Annotated in this window: 22 protein-coding genes; 9 read left to right on the top strand and 13 right to left on the bottom strand. The window is 58.2% G+C overall.

Annotated features, from left to right (window positions below; genetic code table 11):
- Positions 1–4: 4 nt before the first annotated feature.
- Positions 5–1,648: a M28 family metallopeptidase gene (locus JAO32_RS15315; protein WP_334241941.1), complete on the top strand. Its 1,644-nt coding sequence runs from the start codon at positions 5–7 to the stop codon at positions 1,646–1,648.
- Positions 1,649–1,782: 134 nt separating this feature from the next.
- Positions 1,783–2,505 (top strand): Stp1/IreP family PP2C-type Ser/Thr phosphatase, encoded by a 723-nt coding sequence (locus JAO32_RS15320; RefSeq protein ID WP_334241943.1) that lies wholly within the window; start codon positions 1,783–1,785, stop codon positions 2,503–2,505.
- Positions 2,506–2,623: 118 nt separating this feature from the next.
- Here the strand turns inward: JAO32_RS15320 and JAO32_RS15325 are convergent, their stop codons facing one another.
- From JAO32_RS15325 to JAO32_RS15335, 3 genes are all read right to left on the bottom strand, one after another.
- Positions 2,624–3,880 (bottom strand): NupC/NupG family nucleoside CNT transporter, encoded by a 1,257-nt coding sequence (locus tag JAO32_RS15325; RefSeq protein ID WP_334241945.1) that lies wholly within the window; start codon positions 3,878–3,880, stop codon positions 2,624–2,626.
- A 92-nt stretch (positions 3,881–3,972) separates the two neighbouring features.
- Positions 3,973–4,725: an SDR family oxidoreductase gene (locus tag JAO32_RS15330; protein ID WP_334241947.1), complete on the bottom strand. Its 753-nt coding sequence runs from the start codon at positions 4,723–4,725 to the stop codon at positions 3,973–3,975.
- Positions 4,726–4,936: 211 nt separating this feature from the next.
- Positions 4,937–5,671, bottom strand: coding sequence for an SDR family NAD(P)-dependent oxidoreductase (locus tag JAO32_RS15335; RefSeq protein ID WP_334241949.1), 735 nt, complete (start codon positions 5,669–5,671; stop codon positions 4,937–4,939).
- A 121-nt stretch (positions 5,672–5,792) separates the two neighbouring features.
- On the opposite strand from JAO32_RS15335, the gene JAO32_RS15340 reads away from it, so the two are divergent.
- The 3 genes from JAO32_RS15340 (at position 5,793) to JAO32_RS15350 (ending at position 8,358) form a co-directional block, all read left to right on the top strand.
- A complete protein-coding gene (locus JAO32_RS15340) occupies positions 5,793–6,791 on the top strand; it encodes an AraC family transcriptional regulator (RefSeq protein WP_334241951.1) in 999 nt (332 codons plus the stop codon).
- 147 nt (positions 6,792–6,938) lie between these two features.
- Positions 6,939–7,745, top strand: coding sequence for a UDP-2,3-diacylglucosamine diphosphatase (locus JAO32_RS15345; protein WP_334241953.1), 807 nt, complete (start codon positions 6,939–6,941; stop codon positions 7,743–7,745).
- A complete protein-coding gene (locus JAO32_RS15350) occupies positions 7,642–8,358 on the top strand; it encodes a glycosyltransferase (RefSeq protein ID WP_334241954.1) in 717 nt (238 codons plus the stop codon). The genes JAO32_RS15345 and JAO32_RS15350 overlap by 104 nt, the downstream gene beginning before the upstream one ends.
- Here the strand turns inward: JAO32_RS15350 and JAO32_RS15355 are convergent.
- Entirely contained in the window at positions 8,355–9,689 is a 1,335-nt protein-coding gene (locus JAO32_RS15355; RefSeq protein ID WP_334241956.1) for a thymidine phosphorylase, read from the bottom strand. The genes JAO32_RS15350 and JAO32_RS15355 overlap by 4 nt on opposite strands.
- A 2-nt stretch (positions 9,690–9,691) precedes the next feature.
- Positions 9,692–10,147, bottom strand: coding sequence for a cytidine deaminase (locus tag JAO32_RS15360; RefSeq protein ID WP_334241958.1), 456 nt, complete (start codon positions 10,145–10,147; stop codon positions 9,692–9,694).
- An 85-nt stretch (positions 10,148–10,232) separates the two neighbouring features.
- Here JAO32_RS15360 and JAO32_RS15365 point away from each other — a divergent pair, with 85 nt between their 5' ends.
- Entirely contained in the window at positions 10,233–15,074 is a 4,842-nt protein-coding gene (locus tag JAO32_RS15365) for an Lhr family helicase (RefSeq protein ID WP_334241960.1), read from the top strand.
- On the opposite strand, the gene JAO32_RS15370 is transcribed toward JAO32_RS15365, so the two are convergent.
- A complete protein-coding gene (locus JAO32_RS15370; protein WP_334241961.1) occupies positions 15,071–15,547 on the bottom strand; it encodes a hypothetical protein in 477 nt (158 codons plus the stop codon). The two genes, JAO32_RS15365 and JAO32_RS15370, sit on opposite strands and share 4 nt — an antisense overlap.
- A gap of 39 nt (positions 15,548–15,586) precedes the next feature.
- Between JAO32_RS15370 and JAO32_RS15375 the strand changes: the two genes are divergently transcribed.
- Entirely contained in the window at positions 15,587–16,492 is a 906-nt protein-coding gene (locus tag JAO32_RS15375) for an Fpg/Nei family DNA glycosylase (RefSeq protein WP_334241963.1), read from the top strand.
- A gap of 216 nt (positions 16,493–16,708) precedes the next feature.
- Here JAO32_RS15375 and JAO32_RS15380 read toward each other — a convergent pair whose 3' ends face one another.
- The 5 genes from JAO32_RS15380 to JAO32_RS15400 form a co-directional block, all read right to left on the bottom strand.
- The gene (locus JAO32_RS15380) at positions 16,709–17,326 is read right to left on the bottom strand and encodes an HAD family hydrolase (RefSeq protein WP_334241965.1); all 618 of its coding nucleotides are present in this window, start codon (positions 17,324–17,326) and stop codon (positions 16,709–16,711) included.
- A 3-nt stretch (positions 17,327–17,329) separates the two neighbouring features.
- Complete coding sequence (holA, locus tag JAO32_RS15385) at positions 17,330–18,505, bottom strand: DNA polymerase III subunit delta (RefSeq protein WP_443082604.1); 1,176 nt, start codon at positions 18,503–18,505, stop codon at positions 17,330–17,332.
- 92 nt (positions 18,506–18,597) lie between these two features.
- On the bottom strand, positions 18,598–19,239 hold the full coding sequence (gene lptE, locus JAO32_RS15390) for an LPS assembly lipoprotein LptE (protein WP_334241967.1): 642 nt from the start codon (positions 19,237–19,239) through the stop codon (positions 18,598–18,600).
- 151 nt (positions 19,240–19,390) lie between these two features.
- Positions 19,391–20,932, bottom strand: coding sequence for a glutamate--tRNA ligase (gene gltX, locus JAO32_RS15395; protein ID WP_334241969.1), 1,542 nt, complete (start codon positions 20,930–20,932; stop codon positions 19,391–19,393).
- 39 nt (positions 20,933–20,971) lie between these two features.
- A complete protein-coding gene (locus JAO32_RS15400) occupies positions 20,972–21,346 on the bottom strand; it encodes a hypothetical protein (RefSeq protein ID WP_334241971.1) in 375 nt (124 codons plus the stop codon).
- 157 nt (positions 21,347–21,503) lie between these two features.
- Here JAO32_RS15400 and JAO32_RS15405 point away from each other — a divergent pair, with 157 nt between their 5' ends.
- Positions 21,504–22,058, top strand: coding sequence for a DinB family protein (locus JAO32_RS15405; RefSeq protein WP_334241973.1), 555 nt, complete (start codon positions 21,504–21,506; stop codon positions 22,056–22,058).
- Positions 22,059–22,122: 64 nt separating this feature from the next.
- On the opposite strand, the gene JAO32_RS15410 is transcribed toward JAO32_RS15405, so the two are convergent.
- Positions 22,123–22,299 (bottom strand): hypothetical protein, encoded by a 177-nt coding sequence (locus JAO32_RS15410; protein ID WP_334241975.1) that lies wholly within the window; start codon positions 22,297–22,299, stop codon positions 22,123–22,125.
- Between the two features lie 5 nt (positions 22,300–22,304).
- The gene (gene ispF / locus JAO32_RS15415; RefSeq protein WP_334241977.1) at positions 22,305–22,742 is read right to left on the bottom strand and encodes a 2-C-methyl-D-erythritol 2,4-cyclodiphosphate synthase; all 438 of its coding nucleotides are present in this window, start codon (positions 22,740–22,742) and stop codon (positions 22,305–22,307) included.
- Positions 22,743–22,876: 134 nt separating this feature from the next.
- Here ispF and ispD point away from each other — a divergent pair, with 134 nt between their 5' ends.
- Positions 22,877–23,581 carry a 2-C-methyl-D-erythritol 4-phosphate cytidylyltransferase gene (ispD, locus tag JAO32_RS15420; RefSeq protein ID WP_334242028.1) on the top strand — a complete coding sequence of 235 codons (705 nt, stop codon included), beginning with the start codon at positions 22,877–22,879 and terminating at the stop codon, positions 23,579–23,581.
- Positions 23,582–23,642 lie beyond the last annotated feature (61 nt).

Here is a 23,642-nt window from a genome sequence, read left to right on the forward strand (position 1 = left end):
GCCGATGCGTTTTGCTTCTGCGGTGGTCTTTGCGTCGTTATTAGTGGTTCCTTCCGTAGTGGCGCAGGTAAACCTGACGTTGCCGGATGCAGCGCAGCAGGAAGAAAAGGGAATTGATCCGGAGCGGTTGCGGCAGCATGTGAAGACGCTGGCCAGCGATGAGTTTGAAGGTCGTGCGCCGGGGCAGCCGGGTGGTGAGAAGGCTGCGCGGTACATTGCGGATCAGTTCAAGGCGGCGGGGCTGGAGCCTGCGGGCGATCATGGCACGTACTTCCAGCAAGTGCCGATGGTGGGTGTGAAGACCGATCCTTCGACCGCGTTTGCGCTGGTGCCGACCCAGGGTGAGCCGATGAAGCTGACCTTTGGTACTGACTATGTTGCCAACAACCAGACGCACACACCGATTGCAGAGATTGATGCTCCGCTGGTGTTTGTGGGGCATGGCATTGTGGCGCCCGAGTACGACTGGGACGACTACAAGGGCGTGGATGTGAAGGGCAAGGTTGCGGTGGTGATTGTGAACGAGCCCACCAGCGACGATCCGAAGTTTTTCAACGGTAAGAGCATGACCTACTACGGCCGCTGGACATACAAGTTCGAAGAGGCTGGTCGGCATGGTGCGGTGGCTTGCCTGATTGTGCATCGCACGGACCTGGCGAGCTATGGCTGGCAGGTGGTGCAGAACTCGTGGAGCGGCGAACACAGCTATCTGCGTGATGATCCGGATACGAAGCTGAAGGCGGCAAGCTGGATTACGCACGACGTTGCGGACAAGTTGTTTGCAACGGTGGGTATGACGGCGGATGAGGCGATTACTGCGGCGGGTAAGCGCGGGTTTGTGGCAAAGCCTTTGCCGGTGCGGTTGAAGGCGCATGTGATTACGCATGTTCACGAGTACGAGTCAGCGAACGTGGTGGGCAAGATTACGGGAGCGAAGCCCGGACGCACGGTGCTGTACACCGCGCACTACGACCACTTTGGCATTGATCGCACGCGTAAGGGTGATCCGGTGTTTCATGGTGCGGCGGACAATGCGACAGGCACGGCCATTGTGATGGAGATGGCGCGGGCGTTTGGGCAGAAGAAGATTCAGCCGCCTTCGACTGTGATTTTTGCAGCAGTGACAGCAGAAGAGCAGGGGCTGCTGGGTTCGCAGTATCTGGGCATGCATCCGCCGGTTCCGGCGAAGGATATTTCGCTGGACATCAATTATGACGAGCTGTTGCCGCTGGGCGACGTGACGGGCGTGGGCGCGGGTGGAGCGCAGAGAACGACCGCTTATCCCATCTTGGAGGCGCTGGCTGCGCACGACAACCTGACGCTGCGTAAGGGCGGCGTGGATGCGGGCGGTGGGTACTATCGCAGCGATCACTTCTCGCTGGCGCGTGTGGGTATTCCGGCGTTTTCGCTGGGGCAGGGTGGCATGTTTGTTGGGCATGATGAGGCGTGGGGACGCGAACAGTCGCGTGATTTTGGGCAGAACAAATATCACACGCCTGCTGATGTGTACTCTGACTCGATGGACTTCACCGGCAATGCGCACATGGCGCGCTTTGGGTTTGAGCTGGGATGGATTGTGATGAGTCAGCCGGAGCGCATGGAATGGTTGCCGGGCGACGAGTTTGAAGCAGCTCGGAAACGGCAGTAAGTTTTTAAGGTTTGTTGGGAAGTTGCAGTAGACCGCACGCAGGGTATCTTTGCTGCGGATTGGCGCAGTACGGAAGGTACCTCCAGCGGGACATGCTCAGGGATTGGATTGCAGGATTGAGCCGGAGGCTACACGTGGAATACGCGATGCTGACGGACGTGGGTCGCAGTCGCGCACATAACGAAGATGCCTGTGCTGCCGACGAGATGGCGGGGCTGTTCGTGGTGTGCGATGGCATGGGCGGCGCTGCTGGCGGTGAAGTGGCGTCGCATATGGCGGCGCGCGTGTTCTTGGAAAAAGCGCGGCTTGGACGCGATGTGCAGCCTGCACGCTGGCGGCTGGAGCGAGCAGCCATGGAAGCGAATAACGCTGTCTTCATGGAGTCGCATCGGGACATGTCGTTGCGTGGCATGGGAACGACGCTGGTGGGGTTGGAGGTTGGCCGCGACCTGCAGCAAGCGTGGGTTGTGAATGTGGGCGATTCGCGCTGCTATCGGCTACGGCTTGGTGTGTTGGAGCAGCTTACCAACGACCACTCCTTTGTTGACGAACAGGTGCGTGCAGGATTGATGACGGAGGATGAGGCTTCGATGTCGCATCTGCGGAACATCATTACGCGTGCCGTGGGGTCGCATGTGGAAGTGCAGCCGGATCTCATACGTTGCGAGTTGATGCCGGGTGATCTGTTTCTGCTATGTTCGGACGGATTGATTCGCGAACTGGATGATGAAATGATTGCGCGCGTGCTGAACGAAGGCGGTCGCGGTGATCTGCAGGGCTGCGCCGATGCATTGGTGGGATTGGCGAATGAACTAGGCGGTTCCGACAACATCACCGTTGTTTTGGTACGGGTGTAGAGCCTTTTGTTTCCGCTTTGAAATCGTAGAGCGGGATAAGAAAAGCAGGTCCTTCGACTTCGCTCAGGATGACGGTTTGAGCTTCGCTGTTTGTGATCTCTTCTTTACGGCTCGTCTCTTAGCGGATGAGCATGCTTACGATGGAAGCGCTCATCAGGTTTGCGATGGTGCCGGCGAGGAGCGCGCGCATGCCGAGGCGGGCGAGTTCGTTGCGACGGTTGGGAATGAGTGCGCCGATGCCGCCGATCTGCATGCCTACTGAGCCGAGGTTTGCGAATCCGCAGAGAGCGAAGGTGGCAATGGCGAGTGTGCGTGTGCTGATCTGATGCGCGTTGGCGAGTTGGCCTAGCTGTGTGTAAGCGATGAATTCGTTGAGTACGGCGCGTGTGCCGATGAGGTTGCCGACGATGGGGGCGTCGTGCCACGGGATGCCGATGAGCCACGCGATGGGCGCGCAGAAGAAGCCGAGGATGCTGTTCAGCGTGGATGGGAAGCTGACGTTGTGGCCTGCGACCGTGTGCACGCCGATGAGGTTGTGGATGCCGGTGAGAATGCCGTTGAGCAGGCCGACGAGCGCGAGGAAGCTGATGAGCATGATGGCGACGTTGAAGGCGAGTTGACCGCCGTCAATGGTGCCGCGCGCGATGGCTCCGATGAGGTTTTCGTTTTTGTGTTCGTCTTCGCTCTTGATGTGAACGGTGCCGAGGGTTTCAGGGACTTCGGTTTCCGGCACGAGCATTTTTGCGATGAGGATGGTGCCGGGAGCGGTCATGATGACGGCGCTGAGCAGATCCTGCGCGCGGATGCCGAAGGAGATGTATGCCGCCATGATGCCGCCGGAGACGTGCGCCATGCCGCTGGTCATGATGGTCATTAACTCAGAGCGGGTGGCGTTGTTGAGGAAGGGGCGGATGGTGAGCGGGGCTTCTGTCTGGCCCATGAAGATGGAGGCAGCTACGTTGGTTGATTCTGCACCGCTGGTGCCCATGGTGCGTTGCATGACCCATGCCATGCCGCGGATGACGATCTGCATGATGCCGAGGTGGTAGAGCACCGCGAATAATGCCGACACAAAGATGATGGTGGGCAGGACGGCGAAGGCGAAGACCTGGAGCGGGCTGCTGGGGTCGCCGAGTTTGCCGAAGACCATGGATGAGCCGTCGACCGAATGCGCGAGTAGACCGGCTACCGCGCCTGCGCCTTTGGCGAGGATGAGCTGGCCGAAGCTCCACTTGATGACGAGGAATGCGAAGAAGATTTGCAGGGAGAGGCCCCAGGCGACGGTGCGCCAACGGATGGCGCGGCGATCGGTGGAGAGGGCGTAGGCGACACCAAGGAGAACGACAAGGCCAATGAGTCCGGTAAAGCGGGCCAAATGCGGGCCCTCCTCTGCTGCAAATCAGGTGCGTTGCAGAAAGAGTGTACCGGAGGCGATGGGGAAATCGCCTCCGGCTTTTCACGGATTGTTTATACGGCCACGAAACCGCCGTCGACGTAGAGCTCCACACCAGCGACGAAACTGCTGTCGTCCGAAGCAAGGAAGACGACGGCTTTGGCGAGTTCGTCCGGTTCACCCATGCGGCCGAGAGGAACGCCTGCTGCAAGACCTGCCTTCAGCGCTTTCTCCTGTTCGGAGTCGTTGCCGACGAGACCGCTGATGGCGGGCGTGTCGATGGGGCCGGGGCTGACGACGTTGACGCGGATCTTGCGGGACTTCAGCTCGTTCGTCCAGGTGCGGGCGAAGGAGCGGACAGCAGCCTTGGTGGCGTTGTAGACACCGAAGTTTTCAAAGCCCTTCACGGAGACGATGGAGCCGTTGAGGACGATGGTTGCGCCGTCGGGCAGCAGAGGGAGCGCCTTCTGCACGGTGAAAACGAGCCCCTTCACGTTGATGTTGAAGGTTTTATCGAAGTGCTCTTCCGTGTAACTGCCGAGGGGAACGAACTCGCCGCCGCCCGCATTGGCGAAGACGATGTCGAGCTTGCCCTTTTCGGATTTGATCTGGGCAAAGAGGCGATCGAGATCGGCAAGGTTCGAAACGTCGCCCTGAACGGCAGTGACATTTTTGCCGATGGTCTTTACTGCTTCATCGAGTGAGGCTTGGCGGCGTCCGGTGATGTAGACGTAGGCGCCCTCATCCACGAAGCGTTTTGCCGTTGCGAGGCCGATACCGCTGTTGCCACCGGTGACGAGTGCGATTTTTCCTTCGAGCTTGCCCATGATGTTTAATCCTTTCGACATTTCGATAACTGTCGAAATGTACGCATCGGTATAGATTGCGGAGTGCGTTTCAGGATTCATAAGTTTTAGGGGTGAACTTTCCGAAAGCCTGCTGGCTCGAAGGAAAGCTCGTCTAAAGGGCTCACTTTAGGTTATCTATCGAATCTCGGTGAATGCCCTGGCTGTGATGCATTCACGAGATTCGCCGATTTCAGATGGCCGAGAAGCCGCCATCGACATTCAACTCGACTCCATTCACAAAGCTCGAATCGTCTGAAGCAAGAAACAGCGCAACTGTCGCGATTTCATCGGGTTGCCCCATCGTTCCCCGCGGGATCAGGGACTCGAACATTTTCTTCGCCTCCGGAGTGAGCACTTCTTCCTGCATCGGCGTGGCAATCGGCCCCGGACCCAGCACGTTTACCCGGATATTCCTGCCTTTCAATTCGTTTAGCCATGTGCGTGCGAATGAGCGTAATGCAGCCTTGCTTGCCGCATAGACACCAAAACCAGGAAAGCCCTTCACCGAAGCCACTGATCCGGTCATGATGATTGATCCGCCATCGTTAAACAGCGGCAACGCCTTCTGAACCGTGAACAGCGTTCCTCGCGTATTCAGATCGAAGGTGGCATCGAAGTGTTGCTCGGTAATCTCACCCAGTGGCAGTGCTTCGCCCCTGCCAGCGCTCGCGAACAGGACGTCAATCTTGCCCTTTTCTCGCTTGACCGTATCGAACAGATGGTCGAGGTCCTGGAGATTTGCCGCGTCGCCGCGCACGCCGGTCACGTTCCGGCCGATCAGCTTGACGGCCTCGTCGAGCGTCTCCTGCCTACGACCCGTGATGAAAACGTAGGCGCCCTCTTCCACGAACCGCTTGGCACTTGCCAGTGCCATGCCGCTGGACCCACCCGTGATGACTGCAACCTTACCTTCAAGCTTTCCCATAATTACTTCCTTTCGGTAGATGTGTAGCATTCGTACAGGAGAGTAGATTTCCTTAGAGATGGACGGGAACTGCTCATAAGTCCAGAAATTTTGTCTATTCGTCTAAAGAAATGGAACTCCAGTGGACCCAATCACAGACATCTTCAAAACACTGCATGTGACCGCTTTCGGTCTGCACAGGCTTGAAGCCACAGCCCCGTGGGGCGTGAAACAGGAAAATCAGGCCGAAGAAAAAGTCACGCTTTCCCGCAAGAAGATGACGCTGCCCAACGATTTGGCGCACTTTGCGATGCTTTCTCGCGGAAACTGCTGGCTGAGTGTTGCAGGGATTCCGGAGCCGATTCCGCTCACCGGTGGTGACTGCTTTTTGCTGGCAAAAGGGACTTCGATTGTTTTACGCGACAGTCCTCGGACACGTCCGAAGTGGAGTTTCAGCGAGATCGGGGCCAGGACCAACGGCAACGTTGCTCTTTGTGGAGGTGGTGGCGCACCGACGACCATCGTCTGTGGTTCGTTGAGTTTTGATCACGCCAGCCTGAAGCCGATCACTCAGCTATTGCCGAGCTTCATTTTGATGAAAGCTGATGAGGCACGCACGCTTGCTCTTCACAACACAGTGCAGGCACTTGCTTTGGAAATGGCAGAACAGGCACCGGGATCGGAAGTGGTCGCGACTCGACTGGCCGAGGTTTTGTTTATCCAGGTGCTCCGGGCGCACATCGCGTCGGGACCAGAACGTAACAAAGGGTGGCTTCGTGCGGTTTTTGATCCTCAGATGGGCACTGCCCTGAGTGCCATTCACGACAGTGTGAGTGCACCCTGGACGGTTGAATCACTGGCCGCAGCGGCGGGCATGTCCCGCTCGGCATTCGCAGCACGTTTCAAAGAGCTACTTGGACAAACGCCGCTGGAATATGTCACCGAGTGGCGGATGCAGAAGGCGATGCAGTTACTAAAACAGCGTGACAAGAAACTCATCGACGTTGCTCGGTTAGTGGGTTACGAGTCCGACGCTGCGTTCAGTAAGGCGTTCAAGCGAGTTGTTGGTGCTAACCCTGGTGAATACCTCAAGCGTGGTTTTGAAGGCCACGGCAATGCCGGAATAGCGAAAGACTTTTGAAGCGGTGGATTCTGACATTGGCGACGGGGTCCAGTGGGATACACCTTCTCATGCAGCGCAGGAGGTGTTTGGAGAGTTACTCCTCGTCATGGATAGTTCACACTGCGGTCACGATGCCGCAATAACTGTGCGGGAAGATGGTGGGGTATGGTGCGGACCTGCGATACGCTCATCCTCTCCGACGTCCACCTGGGCTCCGATGTTAGCCGGGCGGAAGAAGCCATCGACGTGCTGGAAGGCGTGGACTTCCGGCAATTGATTCTGTTGGGTGATATCTTCAGCGGTCTTGATTTTGCGCGATTGAAGCGACAGCACTGGGATTTCCTGTCGTGTATCCGCAAGCTCTCGAACCCGAAGCAACGGCGCACGATTGTTTGGGTGGAAGGCAATCATGACCATGGGTTGTCGCAGTTGATGTCGCACATGGTTGGCGTGCCGGTGTACCAGCGTTATGTGTGGGAGTACGCGGGCAAGCGGCATCTGGCGGTGCATGGTCATCAGTTTGATCGTTTTATTAACCGCAATATTTTGTTGAGCCGATTTTTTGAAGGCTTCTACGAGTTGTCGCAGCGGCTGGATAGTAAGGAACAGCGGATGTCTCGCTGGTTTGATCGCTTCAGTACGAGTTGGTTGCGGTTGACGGACAAGGTTGCTGAAGGTGCGCTGGCGTATGCGAAGGAAGGTCACGCAGACCGAGTGTTCTGCGGGCATACGCACGAGGCGATGCAACGTACGGAAGACAGTATTGAGTATTTCAACTCCGGGTGCTGGACAGATACACGCGCCACATTTTTGACCATTGACCGCAAGGGGGTCCAGATCCATGAGTATCAACCCGGAACTGTCCATCGTGATCCCGGCAAAGAACGAATCGAGACACCTGCCTTCGCTGCTGAGTTCGCTGGCGAAGCAGGATTATCCGGCTATGGCGGGTACGGAAGTATTCGTTGCTGATGCGGGTTCGACCGATGGCACGGCTGCGATTGCACGCAGCTATGACAACCTGCTGAACATTCGCGTGATTGAGGGTGGATTGCCCTCGGTGGGACGGAATCGCGGAGCGGCACAGAGCACGTCGCGCTATGTGCTGTTTCTGGATGCGGATGTGGAGTTGCGTGATCGCACGCTGCTGCGCCGCGCTGTAGCTGCGATGCAAAAACAACGCCTGCACTGCCAGACCGTGGACATTGCATGTGCGGAAGGTACGTGGGCGGATCGCTTGCTTTATTGGGGCAACAGCAGAATGCAGCGGTTGAGCGCCTGGGGCATGCCGTTTGGCACGGGTATGTTTCTACTGTTTGAGCGCAGTCGTTTTCACGAGCTTGGCGGCTTTGCAGAAGATGCTGTTTTTGCTGAGGATTTTCTGCTGACGAAGCAGGTGTCGCCGCTGCGCTTTTCTGTGTTGGATGGATGTATCTACACATCGAACCGCAGGTTCCGCAGAACAGGGCATGCGCGCATGGTATTTCTGTTTTTCTGGACTCTTTTGAATTGCAGAAACCGCAGCCACTTTGTACGTGACCACGGTTACTGGGATGGCGCTACGGAGACTGTAAGCAAGGCTTAGTGCGTGCGGTCTGCGGTGATGACCTGACGGATGAGCGACTGCTTCGCCGGAGGCTTCTGCTGAATCTGGATGGTCTCTCGCAACATTTCTTCTGGCGTGTCCAGCAGGTCGACGTTTTCTGTGAACAGTGTGACGAGTGGTTGACCTGCTGTGATTCGGTCGCCTATTTTTGCGTGCATTTCAATGCCTGCGTGGGCTGAGACGGGGTCGCCTGGTTTCTCTCGGCCTGCACCGAGACGCTGCACCGCCCACCCGACCTGTGTGCAATCCATGCTGGCAAGATAGCCGTCGGACTCTGCGTGGAGAACGCGAGTGGCTGTTGGTTTGTGGAAGGCAGCGGGGTTGTCGAAGGGCTTGATGTCGCCGCCTTGCAGCTTCGTCATCTCAATCCATTTTGTGAAGGCTGAGCCATCGTGAAGTAGTGCGAGGGATTTTGTTTTGCCTTCATCCGGGCTGCTGCTAATGCCTCCGAGATAGAGCATCCACCCGGAGAGTGTGACGGAGAGTTCAATCAGATCGGCATACATGGGATGGTGCACGCCCTTCATGATGTCGATGCATTCCCACACTTCAATCCAGTTGCCGGAGAAGCGTCCGAGCGGCTCGTCCATGGTGGTGAGCAGGGCGACAGTGCGTGTGCCGTTGCCTTCGCCTGTGCTGACCATGAGGCGTGCAAGGTGCTCGCTGTCCTCGTACTTTTTCATGAATGCGCCACTGCCAGTTTTCACGTCAAGCAGAAGTCCGTTGAGACCTTCTGCGAGCTTCTTGCTCATGATGCTGGCGGTGATGAGGTATGGCGATTCGACGGTTCCTGTGTGATCGCGGAGTGCGTAGAGGATGCGGTCTGCAGGGACAAGGTTTTTGGTTTGCCCGATCATGCTGAAGCCGCACTGCTGGATGATTTCGCCGAACTGCTTGAGCGAGAGTTGCGTGTTGAAGCCGGGAATGGTTTCGAGCTTGTCGAGTGTGCCGCCGGTGTGTCCGAGTGAGCGGCCGCTGATCATGGGATCGGCGAGGCCTGCTGCTGCGACGATGGGTGCGATGAGTAGAGAGCTCTTGTCGCCAACGCCGCCGGTGGAGTGTTTGTCGACGGTGAATTTATTGAGGAACGCGGAGTCAAAGACTTCGCCGCTGCGACGCATGGCGTCGGTTAGTGTTGCGAGTTCGCGAGGGCTGAGGCCTCGCTGGAAGATGGCCATGAGCAACGATGCGATGCGCGCGGGTGTGATGGATTCATCGACGACACCAGCAATGAAGCTGCGGATTTCAGCTTCGGAGAGTTCGTGGCCGTCGCGCTTGTGCAGGATGACGTCGATGGGATGAATGCTCATAATTATTTGGATGCTGTGTGTTGCAGGCTTTGTGCGTTGAAAGATGCGGGAAGTAGGTCGGCTAAGGTGCATTCGCCGGGTTCACCGTGTTCGCCGGGGAAGAAGATGCGGCAGGTGGGATCTGCGAATTCTGCGATGGTCTGGCGGCAGGCACCGCAGGGCTGGCATGCGATGGTGGCGTTTTCATTGGCGACGGCCATGGCGACGATGCGGATGTGTGCACCGCGCTCGACCACGGCGCGTGCAATGGCGGCTTGTTCAGCGCAGGTGGTGAGGCGATAGCTGGCGTTTTCCACGTTGCAGCCGGTGATGACGTGTCCGTCCTCCAATAGCAGTGCGGCGCCTACGTGGAAGTGGCTGTAGGGGGCATAGGCATGTTTGGCGGCGTGGGCGGCCTGTTCACGCAGGCTGCGGATGCCGCTTTCGTCCAGGTTTGCGGATTTGTTTTCCAGCGACATAGATTGCTGAGGCTAAACCCAAGCGCGAAAGGTTGCAAGCGATGCGGCGCGAAGGGGCACCTGCGCGTCTAACATGCTGCCAGATATGCCCGCTAAGAAAACAGCAACGAAACGAAAGCAACCGACGAAGCCGGAGAATGTTGAGGCATCGGTGCAGGTGGTGGACCCTGCCGAGACGAGTGCGGATGACTCGGTGCTGGAGTTGTTTCATCCGGTGACGGCGGCGTGGTTTCGTGCGGTGTTTGAAGGGCCAACGCAGCCACAACGAGAGGGCTGGCCCGCGATTGCGCGCGGTGATTCGACGTTGATTCTTGCACCTACCGGTACGGGCAAGACATTGACGGCGTTTCTTTGGTGTCTGGATCGGTTGATGTTGCAGCCTCGTGTTGCTGCCCCTGTTTCAGAAGTTGCCAAGCGTGGGCGCAAGGTTGCTGTTGCGCCGGTTTCAGAGGGCGTGCGTGTTGTTTATATTTCGCCGCTGAAAGCGCTGGCCGTGGATGTGGAGCGTAATCTGCGATCGCCTTTGCAGGGCATTGCGAATATGGCGCAGCGCATGGGCGTTACGGTGCATACGCCTGAGATCAGTGTGCGCACGGGTGATACGCCTGCGAATGAACGCGCGCGATTCAGCAAGCATCCTGGCGAGATTCTGATTACTACTCCGGAGTCGTTGTATCTACTGCTGACTTCCAATGCGGGCGAGGCGCTGCGCAGCGTTGAGACGGTGATCATTGACGAGATTCATGCGCTGGTGCCGACGAAGCGTGGCGCGCATATGGCGCTGTCGCTAGAGCGGTTGGAGGCGTTGACCGGGCGTAAGGTGCAGAGGATTGGATTGTCTGCAACGCAGAGGCCGCTGGAAGAGGTGGCGCGGTTTCTTGGTGGTGCGGAAGGGCAGCGAGTCAGCAAGTCAGCGAGTCAGCAAGTCAGCGACGTTCTGGGCGATGGTTCTATTCGTGGCGAAGATGAGAGTGCAGTTGGTGGGATTCGTTACCGTTCTGTGGCGATTGTGAATGCGGGAGCGCGGAAGCGGCTGGAGTTGACCGTGGAAGTGCCTGTGGAGGATATGGCGAAGCTTGGTGAGATTCAGGAGACGCCGAGTGGGCCAGCTTCGCAGGGGCCGAAGCGAACGAGCATCTGGCAGAGTATTCATCCGCGATTGTTGGAACTGATTCGTGCGCATCAATCGACGATTTTGTTTGTGAATGCGCGACGTATTGCAGAGCGGCTGGCTGGCGCGATCAATGAGCTTGCGGGTGAGCCGATTGCGCGTGCGCATCATGGTTCGCTTGCTGCATCGCAGCGTAGTGAGATTGAAGAGTTGTTAAAGGCTGGCGAGATTCGTGCGCTGGTGGCTACTTCTTCACTGGAGCTTGGCATTGATATGGGCGCGGTGGATCTGGTGATTCAGATTGAAGCGCCGCCTTCGGTTGCGAGTGGGATGCAGCGCATTGGGCGTGCGGGGCACCAGGTGGGCGCGCCTTCGAAGGGCATTATCTTTCCGAAGTATCGTGCGGATTTGATCGCGTGTGCCGCGGTGACGCGTGCGATGCATGAAGGGCATGTGGAGAGCACGCGCTATCAACGCAATGCGCTGGATGTGTTGGCGCAGCAGATGGTGGCGATCATTGCGCATCCTCCTTTGCCTGTTGTGGAAGCAGAGCGGCGCATGAAGAAGTTTCGCAGTGATGAGGATGAGTCGCCGGGAATTGCGTATGACGAGTTGTTGCGCATGGTGCGTTCGTGCAGTGGATATGCGGGTTTAAGCACGCAGGTGTTTGATGGTGTGTTGGATATGCTGGCGGGGCGATATCCGTCGGATGAGTTTGGAGAGCTGCGTCCGCGTATTACGTGGGACAGGACGAAGCAGTGGTTGACGCCGAGGCAGGGTGTGAAGAGGATTGCGATTCTGAATGGCGGAACGATTCCGGATCGCGGTTTGTATGGTGTGTTTCTTTCTGGTGAGCGATCGAAGCCGATTCGTGTGGGTGAGTTGGACGAAGAGATGGTCTTCGAGGCGCGCACCGGTGAGACGTTTGTTCTTGGCGCGAGTACGTGGCGCATTGATGAAATTACGCATGATCGCGTGTTGGTTTCACCTGCACCAGGTGAGCCGGGGAAGATGCCTTTCTGGCACGGCGATCAAGCGGGTAGGCCGTTGGAGTTTGGGCGGCGCATTGGTGCGTTGATTCGTGAGTTGCGCGATATGCCGCGTGCTGCTGCTGTGTCGCGATTGACGCGTGAGCATGATCTGGATCAGCTTGCTGCGGAAAATGTAATGCGTTACCTGGCGGATCAAGAAGTAGCCACGGAACAGGTGCCGGATGATCGCACGATTGTTGTGGAACGCGTGCGCGATGAACTTGGTGATTGGCGCGTGTGCGTGATGACTCCGTTCGGTTCGCGTGTGCATGCGCCGTGGGCGATGGCGGTGCAGGGCCGCATTCGTGCGGCGGGCGCGGCGGATGTGGAGACGATGTGGAGCGAGGATGGCTTCGTTGTTCGTTTTCCTGAAGCGGATAATGCGCCGGATGTGGAGCCGTTCTTTCCTGAAGCGCAGGAGGCGGTGGAGTCTGTGCAGCGGCAGCTGGGTTCGACTGCTTTGTTTGCTGCGAAGTTTCGTGAGGCTGCTGCGCGTGCGCTGTTGCTACCGCGTCGGCGTGCGGATGGGCGTGCTCCGTTGTGGCAACAGAGGAAGCGCGCGTATGACTTGTTGAGTGTCGCGGCGCGGTATCCGGAGTTTCCGATGTTGCTGGAGGCGTATCGCGAGTGTCTGCGTGATGTATTTGACATGCCTGCGCTCGCGGAGATTCTCAGGAATGTTGAGCAGCGGCAGATTCGTGTACACACTGTAGATTCGCGCACACCTTCGCCGTTTGCTTCGGCTCTGTTGTTCTCATATGTCGCGAACTACATCTATGACGGCGATGCTCCGTTGGCTGAGCGACGGGCGCAGGCGCTGGCGATTGATCAGGACCAGTTGCGTGAATTGATGGGCGACGCCGATCTGCGCGAACTGCTGGATCGCAATGCGATTGAAGAGACGGAAGAGCAGTTGCAGATGCTGGCGGATGACTATCGTGCGCGCACGATGGATGGCGTGCACGACATGCTGCTGCGGCTGGGTGATTTGAGTCGTGCGGAGTTGTTGCGACGGTGTGTTTCGCCTGAGGTGGTGATTACGCTGGATCGTTTGGCGAAGGCGCGTCGTGCGCTGGAGTTGCGCATTGGTGGAGAGAAGCGATGGATTGCGGTGGAGGATGCGGCGCGCTATCGCGATGCGTTGGGGGTTCCGCTGCCGCCCGGATTGCCGACTGCTTTTCTTGAACCTTCTGCAGATGCAATTACCGATTTGATTCGGCGCTATGGTCGTACGCATGGGCCGTTCACCACAGCGAAGGTGGCTGCGCGATTTGAAGTGCCGGTGGAGACAGTTGAGGCTGTGTTGCAGAAGCTGGTGGGGATGGGGCGTGTGGTGGAAGGCGCATTCTGTCCCGGAGGTCAGGAGCGCGAGTGGTGCGATGTGGAGGTGTTGCGCACCATTCGGCGGAGATCGTTAGCCAAGTTACGCAAAGAAGTGGAGCCGGTGGAACAGCAGACGCTGGCGCGTTTGTTTACGCACTGGCAAGGGGTGCTGACGCCGCGGCGTGGCTTGGATGCGCTGCTGGATGCGATTGAGAATCTGCAGGGTGCGCCGCTGCCTGCGTCATTGCTGGAGACGGAAATACTGCCTGCTCGCATAGCGACTTATCGGCCTGCTGATCTGGATACGTTGATTGCTGCGGGTGAGGTGACGTGGGCCGGGTTTGAGCCGATTGGCGAACGCGATGGGCGTGTGGGTTTGTATCTTGCGGAGAAGTTGCCGCTGCTGTGGCCTGCTGTGAATACGCAGCAAGCTGCTGCTGTGATTGAAGGCGGAAGTCATACGTGGGAGCGCGAAGAGAGAATCATTGAGTATCTGCGTGCGCATGGTGCTTCGTTCTTTCAGAATGTGCATGATGGCACGGGTGGCGGATTTCAAAATGAGACGATTGAGGCGCTTTGGAATCTGGTGTGGCGCGGCGCGATTACGAATGATTCGCTGCAGGCGCTGCGGGCTTATACGAATCGTGAATCGTCGAGTGCGCGGAAGCCTGCGCGTCGTGTGCATAATCAGCAGGCAGCGTTTCGTTCACGTAGAACAACGCCGCCAACAGCACAGGGGCGGTGGGTGCTGCATCCAGCCTTTGGTGCGGTGAATCGCAATGCGACGGAGTGGTCGCATGCAGAAGCTCAACAGTTGTTGCAGCGGTATGGTGTGGTGTTCCGCGAGACGGCGCATGCAGAGAATCTGCCGGGTGGTTTCTCTGCGGTGTATGACGTGTTGAAGGCGCTGGAAGAGAGTGGCAAGGTGCGTCGCGGATACTTTGCGGCAGAGCTTGGGGCTACGCAGTTTGCTTTGCCTGCAGCTTTGGATCTGTTGCGGTCGTTGCGGAATAAGCGGCTGGATAGTGATCCGGAGATGGTGGTATTGGCTGCGACCGATCCTGCGAATCCTTATGGTGCTTTGTTGCGTTGGCCTGCGGCGGGTGAGGGTGTTTCGTTGCAGCGAAGTGTGGGCGCGCGTGTGGTTTTAGCGGATGGTGCGCTGGTGGCTTATTTGCGTCGTGGCAATGCGAATATCCAGGTGTTTCTGCCGGAGGAAGAGCCGCAACGTGGGCAGGTGATGCGTGCGCTGGCTCGTTATTTTGTGGTGATGGCGCAGACGCATGAATCGGAACGCGCCGCTGCCGGGATGTTTGTGCAGACGATCAATGGTGTGAATGTTGCGGAGCATCCCATGGCGCGTGTGTTGCTGGATGCGGGGTTTCAGGCGGCCCCGATGGGATTTAATTTACGGCGCAATTTGCCACCTCTGTCGTTGTCTTCTGGTGTCAGTAGTAATTAAGGCTGATCTTTGAAATTAGCCTTGATGTCAACTAAGTGCCTTTCGCTTTCCGCAAAGAATTCGATGTACTCATCATGGCTAAAAAACGCATTTACAGCGTTTGAATGTGACAAGATGTAGCCGCCCCAACCATTCAATAAGGCTAGCTGCAGGATGCTGGCGAACTCATTCATTTCGAAATTGAGGAATAGGTGGCCAGGTGCTTCATGCAGTAAACGCTTGTCACTCGAAAGTTGTCTTAAGGCATAGTAAGCATGCCAATTTTCGCTTGAAGGCCAAATACCCCATTCCGTAATCCATAGCAGGACCGGTTCATTGGATGTGAGATGACTTGCAATCCAGCTCGCCATGGCAAATGCACGGTGGTCCTGCGTGGCGAATCGAATAGATGGAGTTCCGTTTGTTGCATCAGGCAACGTTCGATTCCGTTCTTGTAGCCAGTGCTGGCAATCGCTAGCCGAATAAATTCGCATCTAAGTCTCTAAGTTGATTTGAGTAAGGGTACAACCATAATGCCTGAAGGGGATACCATCTATCGTTCTGCGCGGGCGCTTGCGAAGGTGCTGGTGGGGAAGCATGTCACGAAGTTCGATACGGGATATGCGCAGTTGGCTGCGGTGCATGATGACCGGCCCTTGGTTGGGCGTTTGATTGAGAAGGTGGAGGCGCGGGGGAAGTGGCTGCTGATTTATCTCTCTGGCGATCTGATTCTTGTGACGCACATGTTGATGAGTGGTTCGTGGCATATCTATCGCACGGGTGAGAAGTGGTGGATGCCTAAGAAGGCGATGCGTGTGTTGCTTGAGGTGGATGGGTGGCAGGCGGTTGCTTTTAATGTGCCGGTAGCGGAGTTTCATACCGCTGCTTCGCTTGCGCGTAAGTCGAGTGTGCCGAAGCTTGGGCCGGATGTTTTGTCAGAGGGGTATAACGCGGATATTGGTTATGCCGCGTTGAAGGCGCGTGCGGCTTCGCATCCTGAGGATGAGATCGCGAATGTGTTGTTGAATCAACGCGTGATTGCCGGGCTGGGCAATGTTTATAAGAGTGAGGTTTGCTTTGCTGCGAGGGTGCATCCATTTCGTGCGATGAAGACGATCAGCGATGACGAGATGCGGCAGATGGCTGATGTTGCGCAGCGGTACATGAAGGCGAACGTGGCGGATGGTTCGGGTGAGGGGATTGTTACCTATACCGGGAAGCGTCGCACAACGCACAGTACTCGCAGGGAAGATCGGCTTTGGGTGTATGGACGGCGTGGGTTGGAGTGTCGTCGCTGCGGCGGGGTGATTGAGTATCGCAAGCAGGGGACTGGTGCTCGGTCTACTTATTGGTGCCCGGATTGTCAGCCGTGGGTTGGGGATGGGGTTGCGGTGAAAGGGTTGGATACGCCTGTGCGGCGAGTGAAGATGAGTTGTTGAGGCTTGCTTGGCTTCCCGCGAAATTGTAGTGGTGCGAGAAGAATGCAGGTCCTTCGGCTTCGCTCAGGATGACGCACTTTGTGCGTGTGAGCTTCGCTTTCGCGAAGCTGGTTTTGGATTTGTGGCTGGAAGGGGCGCGCGGTTGTGGCGCGTTCGAGTCCGCTGGGATTCTTCGCTTCGCTCAGAATGACCACTTATGCTGATGCGATTGAGAAGCTACTTGCGCTTCCAGCGTGGGGTCCAGTGGTTGCGGATGTCGATGTGTTGCATGCCTGCGCGGCGGGCGGCGGTGAGGCCTTCGTTCGAGTCTTCAAGGACCAGGCAGCGGGCGACGGCGATGTTGAGGCGCTCGGCGGCTTTGAGGTAGATGTCCGGTTCGGGCTTGCCGCGTTCTACGTCTTCAATGCTGACAATGGTGTTGAAGTATCCGATGAGATCGGTGGCGGTGAGTGCGCCATTGACGGCGACACGTTGCGCGTTGGTGACGACGGCCATGGGGACTTTGCCCTGCCATGCGCGTGCCACGTCCGCGACGATAGTGACTTCTTCCAGTGCGTGTGCGGCTTCGCGGTAGCCGGTGGTGCAGCGATGGAAGAACTCTTCACGTGTGATGTTGAGTGCGCCGATGGCTGTTTCGTAGTCGTCCATGAGATCGGCGGGGGAGAGGCCGAGGCGCTCGAAGTACCATTCGCGTGGCATGGCTGCGGAGTGCGGGTGCAGCGCGTTGGTGATGGCGAGATGCCATGCAGGCGCAGACTCCACGAGTGTGCCGTCGCAATCAAAGAGAATGGCGTCGAAGGAGCCTTCTGCAAGTTGAATCGGCTTTTCGTACAACGTTTACATCTCCAATGCGAACTGCGCGGATTCAGCGAAGACGCCGTTGCGCGGTTCGGTGGCGAGGTCGAGGATGAGACGCTCGAGCACGAGTGTCTTGTCGACAGGCCCGCTACGTAATTCGATGTCGGCGCGGGCGATAAGACGCATGGCGCGGGAGATTTCGCGGCGCGACTTGTAACGGCGGGCCTGCTGGATAAGCACATCCGCAGCGAAGGGCGGCATGCGGAAGCCCTGCCACAGCACCTGCCAGATGGCGCGCGAGTCGCGCACGTTCTTCTCGTGGATGATGAGCATCTGGCGATAGGTGCGCGCCAGCATGTAGAGATGGCCGATGGCGGAGTCTTCGCCACCGTCGCTGGCGTGCAGCAGGCCGTGCAGCAGCGAGAGTGCGCGTGGGCGGTCGCGTTGCGAAAGCGCGTCAGTCAGTTCGTAGAGTGAACGCTGCTTAGCTGCGAGCACCATCGTTTCGACGTCGCCGAGTGTGATGTGGCCGAAGTGTGTTGCATCGAGGTTGTTTTCGCGGACGGGCGCGCTGACGTAGAGCAGCAGCTTTTCCAGCTCGCTGCGGATGATCATCATGTCCACGGCGAGCGCGTCGACGAGTTCGCGTGCGGCTTCGGGGTCGCACTTGACGCTGCGTTCTTCCGCGGTGCCGATGACCCAGCGTGCAGCGTCGCCCTCTTCTACCTTTTGCAGTTCCACGATGCCGCAGTGATCGCCGAGAGTTTCCTTGATGCGGTCGTAGCGATCTTTATCTTCGCGTTCCATGCGGCGAAGGTCCGTGGGCAGCGTGAGGTGATCGGCTACGAAGAGGATGAGTGCCTGCGGGTTTGGCGACTGGAAGTAGCGATCGAGTGCTGCGAACTCTTCCTTCTTTGCGCCGCGACCATATAGCGTCTTCAGGCCGCGCACGAAGATGACCTGGAAGGGTGCCATGAGCGATGGCGTCTGTGCGAGGTCGAGCGCTTCAAAGATGGTGGTTTCGGTGCCGAGTTCGAGGTCGTGCAGGCAGAAGTCGCGAAGGTCCTGCGGGACGAGCTTTTCGAGGACGCCCTGACGCGCGCGTTCGTAGAGGAAGGTCTCATCGCCCAGAAGGACGTAGCCCGGTCGCATCTCAGCGGTGCCGAGTTGGGCGAGGAAGCGATCTGTGGATGCAAATGAACGTAACGGCGGCACTGGTATCTATTTTCGACGAGATTAAGGCTGTTTGTGCTGCGAATCCTGTGCAGGAATCAACGACGCGACGCTGTGGAATACGTGGATAAAACTCAGAAGCTGTTCAGGATGTCAGCGACGATCTCACTGGCCATGTCGCGTGAGAGGCGACGGACGGCGGCGCTGTCCTCCTGAATGAAGGCGCTGAGGTCCTGTGTGGACTGATATTGCTCGCGGAAGCTGAGCTTGTCGTTCTGGTAGAGGACGTGGCCGTCGCTCGCGGTGAGCACGATCTTTGCCGTGACCTGGATGAGGTAACTGGACGTGGAACCGGTGCTGGGATCGTAGGTGAGCGGTGCGATGGTTTCCGTGAGGATGGTGCCTGTGAGCGTGGCGTCGGCGGATTCCGGATCGTCGGATGACGTGATGTGATAACGCGTGCGGGTGTTGAGTTCGCGGATGGTTGCGTCAGTCAGGGCAATTTCCGTGCGGTATTGCAGCACGTTGGTTTTGAAGACGGGCACGGCCAGCGTGCGGACGTTGGCGGGTACGTGCGTGGCCGAACCTGCTACGTGGTAGCCGCAGCCGGTGAGCGATAGCAGCAGGAAAAGCAGCAAGAGGTATTGCTGTGGTTTTGCTGAAGAGTGGTAGCGGGGGGAGAGGAATGCAGGTCCTTCGACTGCACTTCGCTGCGCTGCGTTTCGCTCAGGATGACGACCTTTGGTCGTATGAGCTTCGCTGGTTAGCATTCGCATTCCCTCAGCGGCTAAAGCCGCCCCTCTTTGTAGCGCTTCGACGACAGGACTGAAGCCCTGTGCTTCCGAAAGATCAGCTACTTTCGTTTGTGATTCGTGGTGCAGGCATGTTGCTGTTCGCCGCGGTACTACGAACAGCAACATGCAGCATTTACTTTCCGCGGTTGGCCAGTGCAGCGGCCTTCTTCTGTGCTTCCATGAAGCGGCGGAAGCGATCGAGCGAACGCGCTTTGCCGAAGACGACCAGTGATTCCAGCAGCGGCGGCGACGCCGTGCTGCCCGTGAGGATGGCGCGGAGCAGCATGAAGCCTTCTTTGACGCTCCATTCCTTTGCGGTAAGAGTTGCGCGGACGGCTGCGTCAATGGCTTCGGTGTTCCAGTCGCTGGTTTCCAGAGCGGCGAGCAGATCCGTAGCAAAGGCTAGCGTTTCTTCCAGCGTGCGCTTCTTGGGAACGAAGAGTTCCGGTGCGGGCATGATGTTGTCGGCGAAGAAGAAGCCGGTCATGTCGCCGAACTGGCCGAGCGTTTCAATGCGCGTCTGCACGAGCGGCGCGATTGCCTTGATGTAGTCGTCGCTGAGGATGGTCTGGCGCAGTGCGGTGAAGAACTCGTCTGGCGATAGCTTGCGAAGGTATTCGCCGTTCATCCACTTGAGCTTGACCAGATCGAAGACCGGGCCGCCGAGCGAGATGCGCTGGAAGTCGAACTTCTCCTTCATGTCTTCGATGGAGAAGATGTCAGAGAGCTTCATGTCGAGGCCCTTGCTGACGATTTCCTGCTCGGTGGGCTGGGCCATGCCGCCGCCCATGAGGCCGAGATAGTTGAGGAGCGCCTGCGGCAGGAAGCCGGCCTGTCGGTAGTAGATGAGCGAGACGGGGTTCTTGCGCTTGCTGATCTTGCTCTTGTCGATGTTGCGAAGGAGCGGCATGTGCCAGAAACGCGGCAGTTCCCAGCCGAAGGCCTGATAGAGCAGCACGTGCTTGGGCGTGGAGCTGATCCACTCCTCGGCGCGGATAACGTCGGTGATGCCCATCAGGTGGTCATCGACGACGTTGGCGAGGTGGTAGGTGGGATAGCCGTCAGACTTGAGCAGTACCTGGTCGTCCACGTTGTGGTGGTCGAAGGTGATGTCGCCGCGCAGTTCGTCGCGGAAGGTGGTCGACGAGACGCCGGGGCCCTTTTCGCCGTTTGGCACGCGGAGGCGCACCGTGTAGGGCTTGCCTGCTGCGATGGCAGCTTCGGCCTGCTCTGCGGTGTAGTAGCGGCTGGGGCCGTTGTACTTGGGCGCGGTCTTGGCGGCCATCTGGGCCTTGCGCTCTTCTTCCAGTTCTTCCGGCGTTTCAAAGGCGCGGTAGGCGTGGCCGCTGTCAATGAGCTTCTGGCAGTATTCGCGGTAGATTTCCGTGCGTTCGCTCTGGCGATAGGGGCCAACGGGGCCGCCGACGTCCGGACCCTCGTCCCACTGGAGGCCGACCCAACGCAGGGCGTCGAAGATCATCTGCTCGCTGGTGGAGACGAAACGGGTGCGGTCGGTGTCCTCAATGCGGAGGATGAATTTGCCGCCGCGCTGCTGGGCGAAGAGGTAGTTGAGCAGGCCGATGTAAGCCGTGCCGACGTGCGGGTCGCCGGTTGGCGAAGGTGCGATACGGACGCGGACTGGCGCCGTCGCTTTATTGATGAATTCGGATGTCATGCCATCGTTGATTCTACCGTTTCGGCGGGAACAACTTGGTCATGCTGTTGGGTTGGTGTCGGTTGGTGGCGGCACATAGGGTGGCTGCTGGGGTGGGTAGGCTGGCGGCGGGGTGTATGCCGCGGGCGGAACATAGCCGGGCTGGGGCGGGTACGGTGGCGGATACGGCGGATATTCCGGGCCCGCCGGAATCACGTTCCAGCGCGAGAAGGCCAGCACATACAGCATGATGAGATTCACCAAAGGGAGAATCATCAGCAACGAAAGAGCAGGCGTCATGCCCGCTTTCTTGAAGATCTGCCAGAAAGGCACGATGACGATTGCCCAGACAACGAGCATGCCAAAGAAGATGAAGGGGATCATCGCCATCATCATGGCGTGAATCTGGGCTGGATCGGGCGGCGTATGCTCCATGCGCGGTGGGCCTCCGGGTGTTGGCTGAAAGCGTACACCCGGGTATGGCGATTTGCCGCATGGCGTTTTGCAAATATTTTGCGACGCTGCTCGCCGATCTTGCAGTGGGGCACTAGGATGGCAGCAACGCGGATTAATTGTGCGTGGGAGCGACGTGATGAAGCGGATGGCGGCAGTGTTGGCGTTGGTGGCGTGTAGCGGTTCAATGTGGGCACAGCAGGGTGGTATGGCGACACCGCCGGCGCCGGAAAAGGGCTCCGTGAGCGGCATGATCAGCGAGGCCGTGGCCCAATACAAGCAGATTAAGACGATCATTCTGGCATCCGCAGAGAAGATGCCTGCGGAGAACTTCAGCTTTAAACCAGTGCCTGAAGTCCGGACCTATGCGGAACTGTTTACACACGTTGCGCAGGCGCAGATGGGTATGTGCGCGGCTCCCGGTTCGCCTCGCCCCGCTCCTGTTACAGCTACAACCAAGGAAGATGTGATCAATGCACTGAAGGCATCGTTTGAGTTGTGCGACGCCGCCTATGAAAAGGTGACCGAGGCCAATGCTACCGAGGTGAGCGGCGCGGGTTACATGCGTGCTTCGCAACTGGGCAAGATCTACAAGAACGTAGCTCACGACAATGAAATGTACGGCACCATGGTGGTGTACATGCGACTGAAGGGCATTGTGCCGCCTTCAACGGCAATGCGTGGGCGGATGTAAGGTCGCCCCATTCTAGAAATGAAAAAGCCCCGCGAAGTGCGGGGCTTTTTATCGTTTATTCAATTTAAGTGAGGTCGTCGGTGTCGAAGGTGGGTTTGCGGCCCAGGCGCGCCATGTTGTGTGGTTCTTCTTCACCCATGAGGGTACGGACGACGACGTCGACTTCCGTTGGGTCGTCGATTTCGGCGACCAGCTTCTTGGGCTCGTCGAGTCCGGCGATGGATTCCAGCAGGACCGTCACGTGGGCTACGGCGGTGCCTTCCTGCGGCAGGCCTCGGGGGTTTTGGCCTTGATGCTGACGTCGCGTTCGGAGACGTGCAGCAGTTCGGCGACGCGCGCACGCATTTCGCCTGCGATGGGCACGATCTTGGGGCGCATCATGATGAGCACGCAGTCGAGGTTGACGATGCGGTAACCGGCGGTGGCGATCTCTTCCAGCGCAGTTTCCAGAAAGAGGGTGGAGTCGGCGTTCTTCCAGCGCATGTCGCTGGGCGGGAAAAAGGTGCCGATGTCACCGGCGGAGACGGCTCCAAGTAGGGCGTCGGTGATGGCGTGGAGCAGCAGATCGCCGTCTGAGTGGCCGGCGAGGCCTTCGGGATGGTCGATTTTCAAGCCGCCAATCACCAGCGGTACGCCCGGCTTGAATGCGTGCGAATCAAAGCCGTAACCAATCCTCATGCCCATCGTGCTGCCTGCTTTCTTTGTGCCGCGGTGTGGTCACGCAGCGGGAAACTTGTCGCTTTCCAGCATAAATGGCATTGCCTTCGGGAGTACGCGCCGATGCGCGATGCGGCGCAACCCGATATACTTCACTCCCTATGGTTGTTCACGCGATTCTTCCGGCAGCGGGTTTGGGCACGCGCATGGCTGTGCCCGGTGTTAGTGCAAAGCAGTTTCTCTCACTTGGCGGTGTGCCGATCCTGATCCACAGTGTTCGCGCGTTTGCGGACAAGGCGAATGTGTCCACAGTGACGCTGGCTGTGCGGTCGACGGAGATCGATCATGTTCGCGCGCAGCTTGCGCAGTATGGGCTGGGCGAGAAGGTTCGCGTGGTGACTGGCGGCGAGACGCGGCAGGAGTCCGTTGCTGCGGCGCTGCGTTCGCTGAAAGCGGGCGATGACGATATTGTTCTGGTGCATGACGCGGTGCGTCCGCTGATTGAGCCAGCCACGATTGAACGCACCATTGAAGCGATTGCCAAGCATGGCGCGGCGATTGTAGGCGTGGGTGCGATTGACACCATCAAGCTGGTGGAACGCACTGCCGATGGCGCGATCATCACCGGTACTGTGCCGCGTGAACGTGTGGTGCAGGCACAGACGCCGCAGGGTGCTCGCTTTGCGGATATGTTGCGTGCGTTTGATGAAGCTGAGGCGGATAGCTTCTCCGGGACGGATGAGGCGAGTCTGTTGGAACGCGCGGGTGTCACCGTTGCCGTGGTGCAGGGCTCGTCGACGAACCTGAAGATCACGCAGCCGGGCGATTTGGAGTTGGCGGAGTTTTATCTGAAGGCACGCCGGTAAGCGCTCGTCATATTGTGGAAACATTTGTGGCGCGAATCGCCATCGCGTGATTTGCGTGGTG

It is taken from the genome of Terriglobus sp. ADX1 (assembly GCF_036877645.1).
In the GTDB taxonomy this organism is placed as follows: Bacteria; Acidobacteriota; Terriglobia; order Terriglobales; family Acidobacteriaceae; genus Terriglobus.

Bases quoted from the DNA above. Each gene is read 5' to 3' on its own strand.
- JAO32_RS15315 (WP_334241941.1), top strand. From the start codon at position 5: ATGCGTTTTGCTTCTGCGGTGGTCTTTGCGTCGTTATTAGTGGTTCCT.
- JAO32_RS15330 (WP_334241947.1), bottom strand. From the start codon at position 4,725: ATGGGCAAGCTCGAAGGAAAAATCGCACTCGTCACCGGTGGCAACAGC.
- JAO32_RS15335 (WP_334241949.1), bottom strand. From the start codon at position 5,671: ATGGGAAAGCTTGAAGGTAAGGTTGCAGTCATCACGGGTGGGTCCAGC.
- JAO32_RS15345 (WP_334241953.1), top strand. From the start codon at position 6,939: ATGGTGCGGACCTGCGATACGCTCATCCTCTCCGACGTCCACCTGGGC.
- JAO32_RS15355 (WP_334241956.1), bottom strand. From the start codon at position 9,689: ATGAGCATTCATCCCATCGACGTCATCCTGCACAAGCGCGACGGCCAC.
- JAO32_RS15360 (WP_334241958.1), bottom strand. From the start codon at position 10,147: ATGTCGCTGGAAAACAAATCCGCAAACCTGGACGAAAGCGGCATCCGC.
- JAO32_RS15365 (WP_334241960.1), top strand. From the start codon at position 10,233: ATGCCCGCTAAGAAAACAGCAACGAAACGAAAGCAACCGACGAAGCCG.
- JAO32_RS15370 (WP_334241961.1), bottom strand. From the start codon at position 15,547: ATGCGAATTTATTCGGCTAGCGATTGCCAGCACTGGCTACAAGAACGG.
- JAO32_RS15375 (WP_334241963.1), top strand. From the start codon at position 15,587: ATGCCTGAAGGGGATACCATCTATCGTTCTGCGCGGGCGCTTGCGAAG.
- lptE (WP_334241967.1), bottom strand. From the start codon at position 19,239: ATGCGAATGCTAACCAGCGAAGCTCATACGACCAAAGGTCGTCATCCT.
- gltX (WP_334241969.1), bottom strand. From the start codon at position 20,932: ATGACATCCGAATTCATCAATAAAGCGACGGCGCCAGTCCGCGTCCGT.
- JAO32_RS15400 (WP_334241971.1), bottom strand. From the start codon at position 21,346: ATGGAGCATACGCCGCCCGATCCAGCCCAGATTCACGCCATGATGATG.
- JAO32_RS15405 (WP_334241973.1), top strand. From the start codon at position 21,504: ATGAAGCGGATGGCGGCAGTGTTGGCGTTGGTGGCGTGTAGCGGTTCA.
- ispF (WP_334241977.1), bottom strand. From the start codon at position 22,742: ATGGGCATGAGGATTGGTTACGGCTTTGATTCGCACGCATTCAAGCCG.
- ispD (WP_334242028.1), top strand. From the start codon at position 22,877: ATGGTTGTTCACGCGATTCTTCCGGCAGCGGGTTTGGGCACGCGCATG.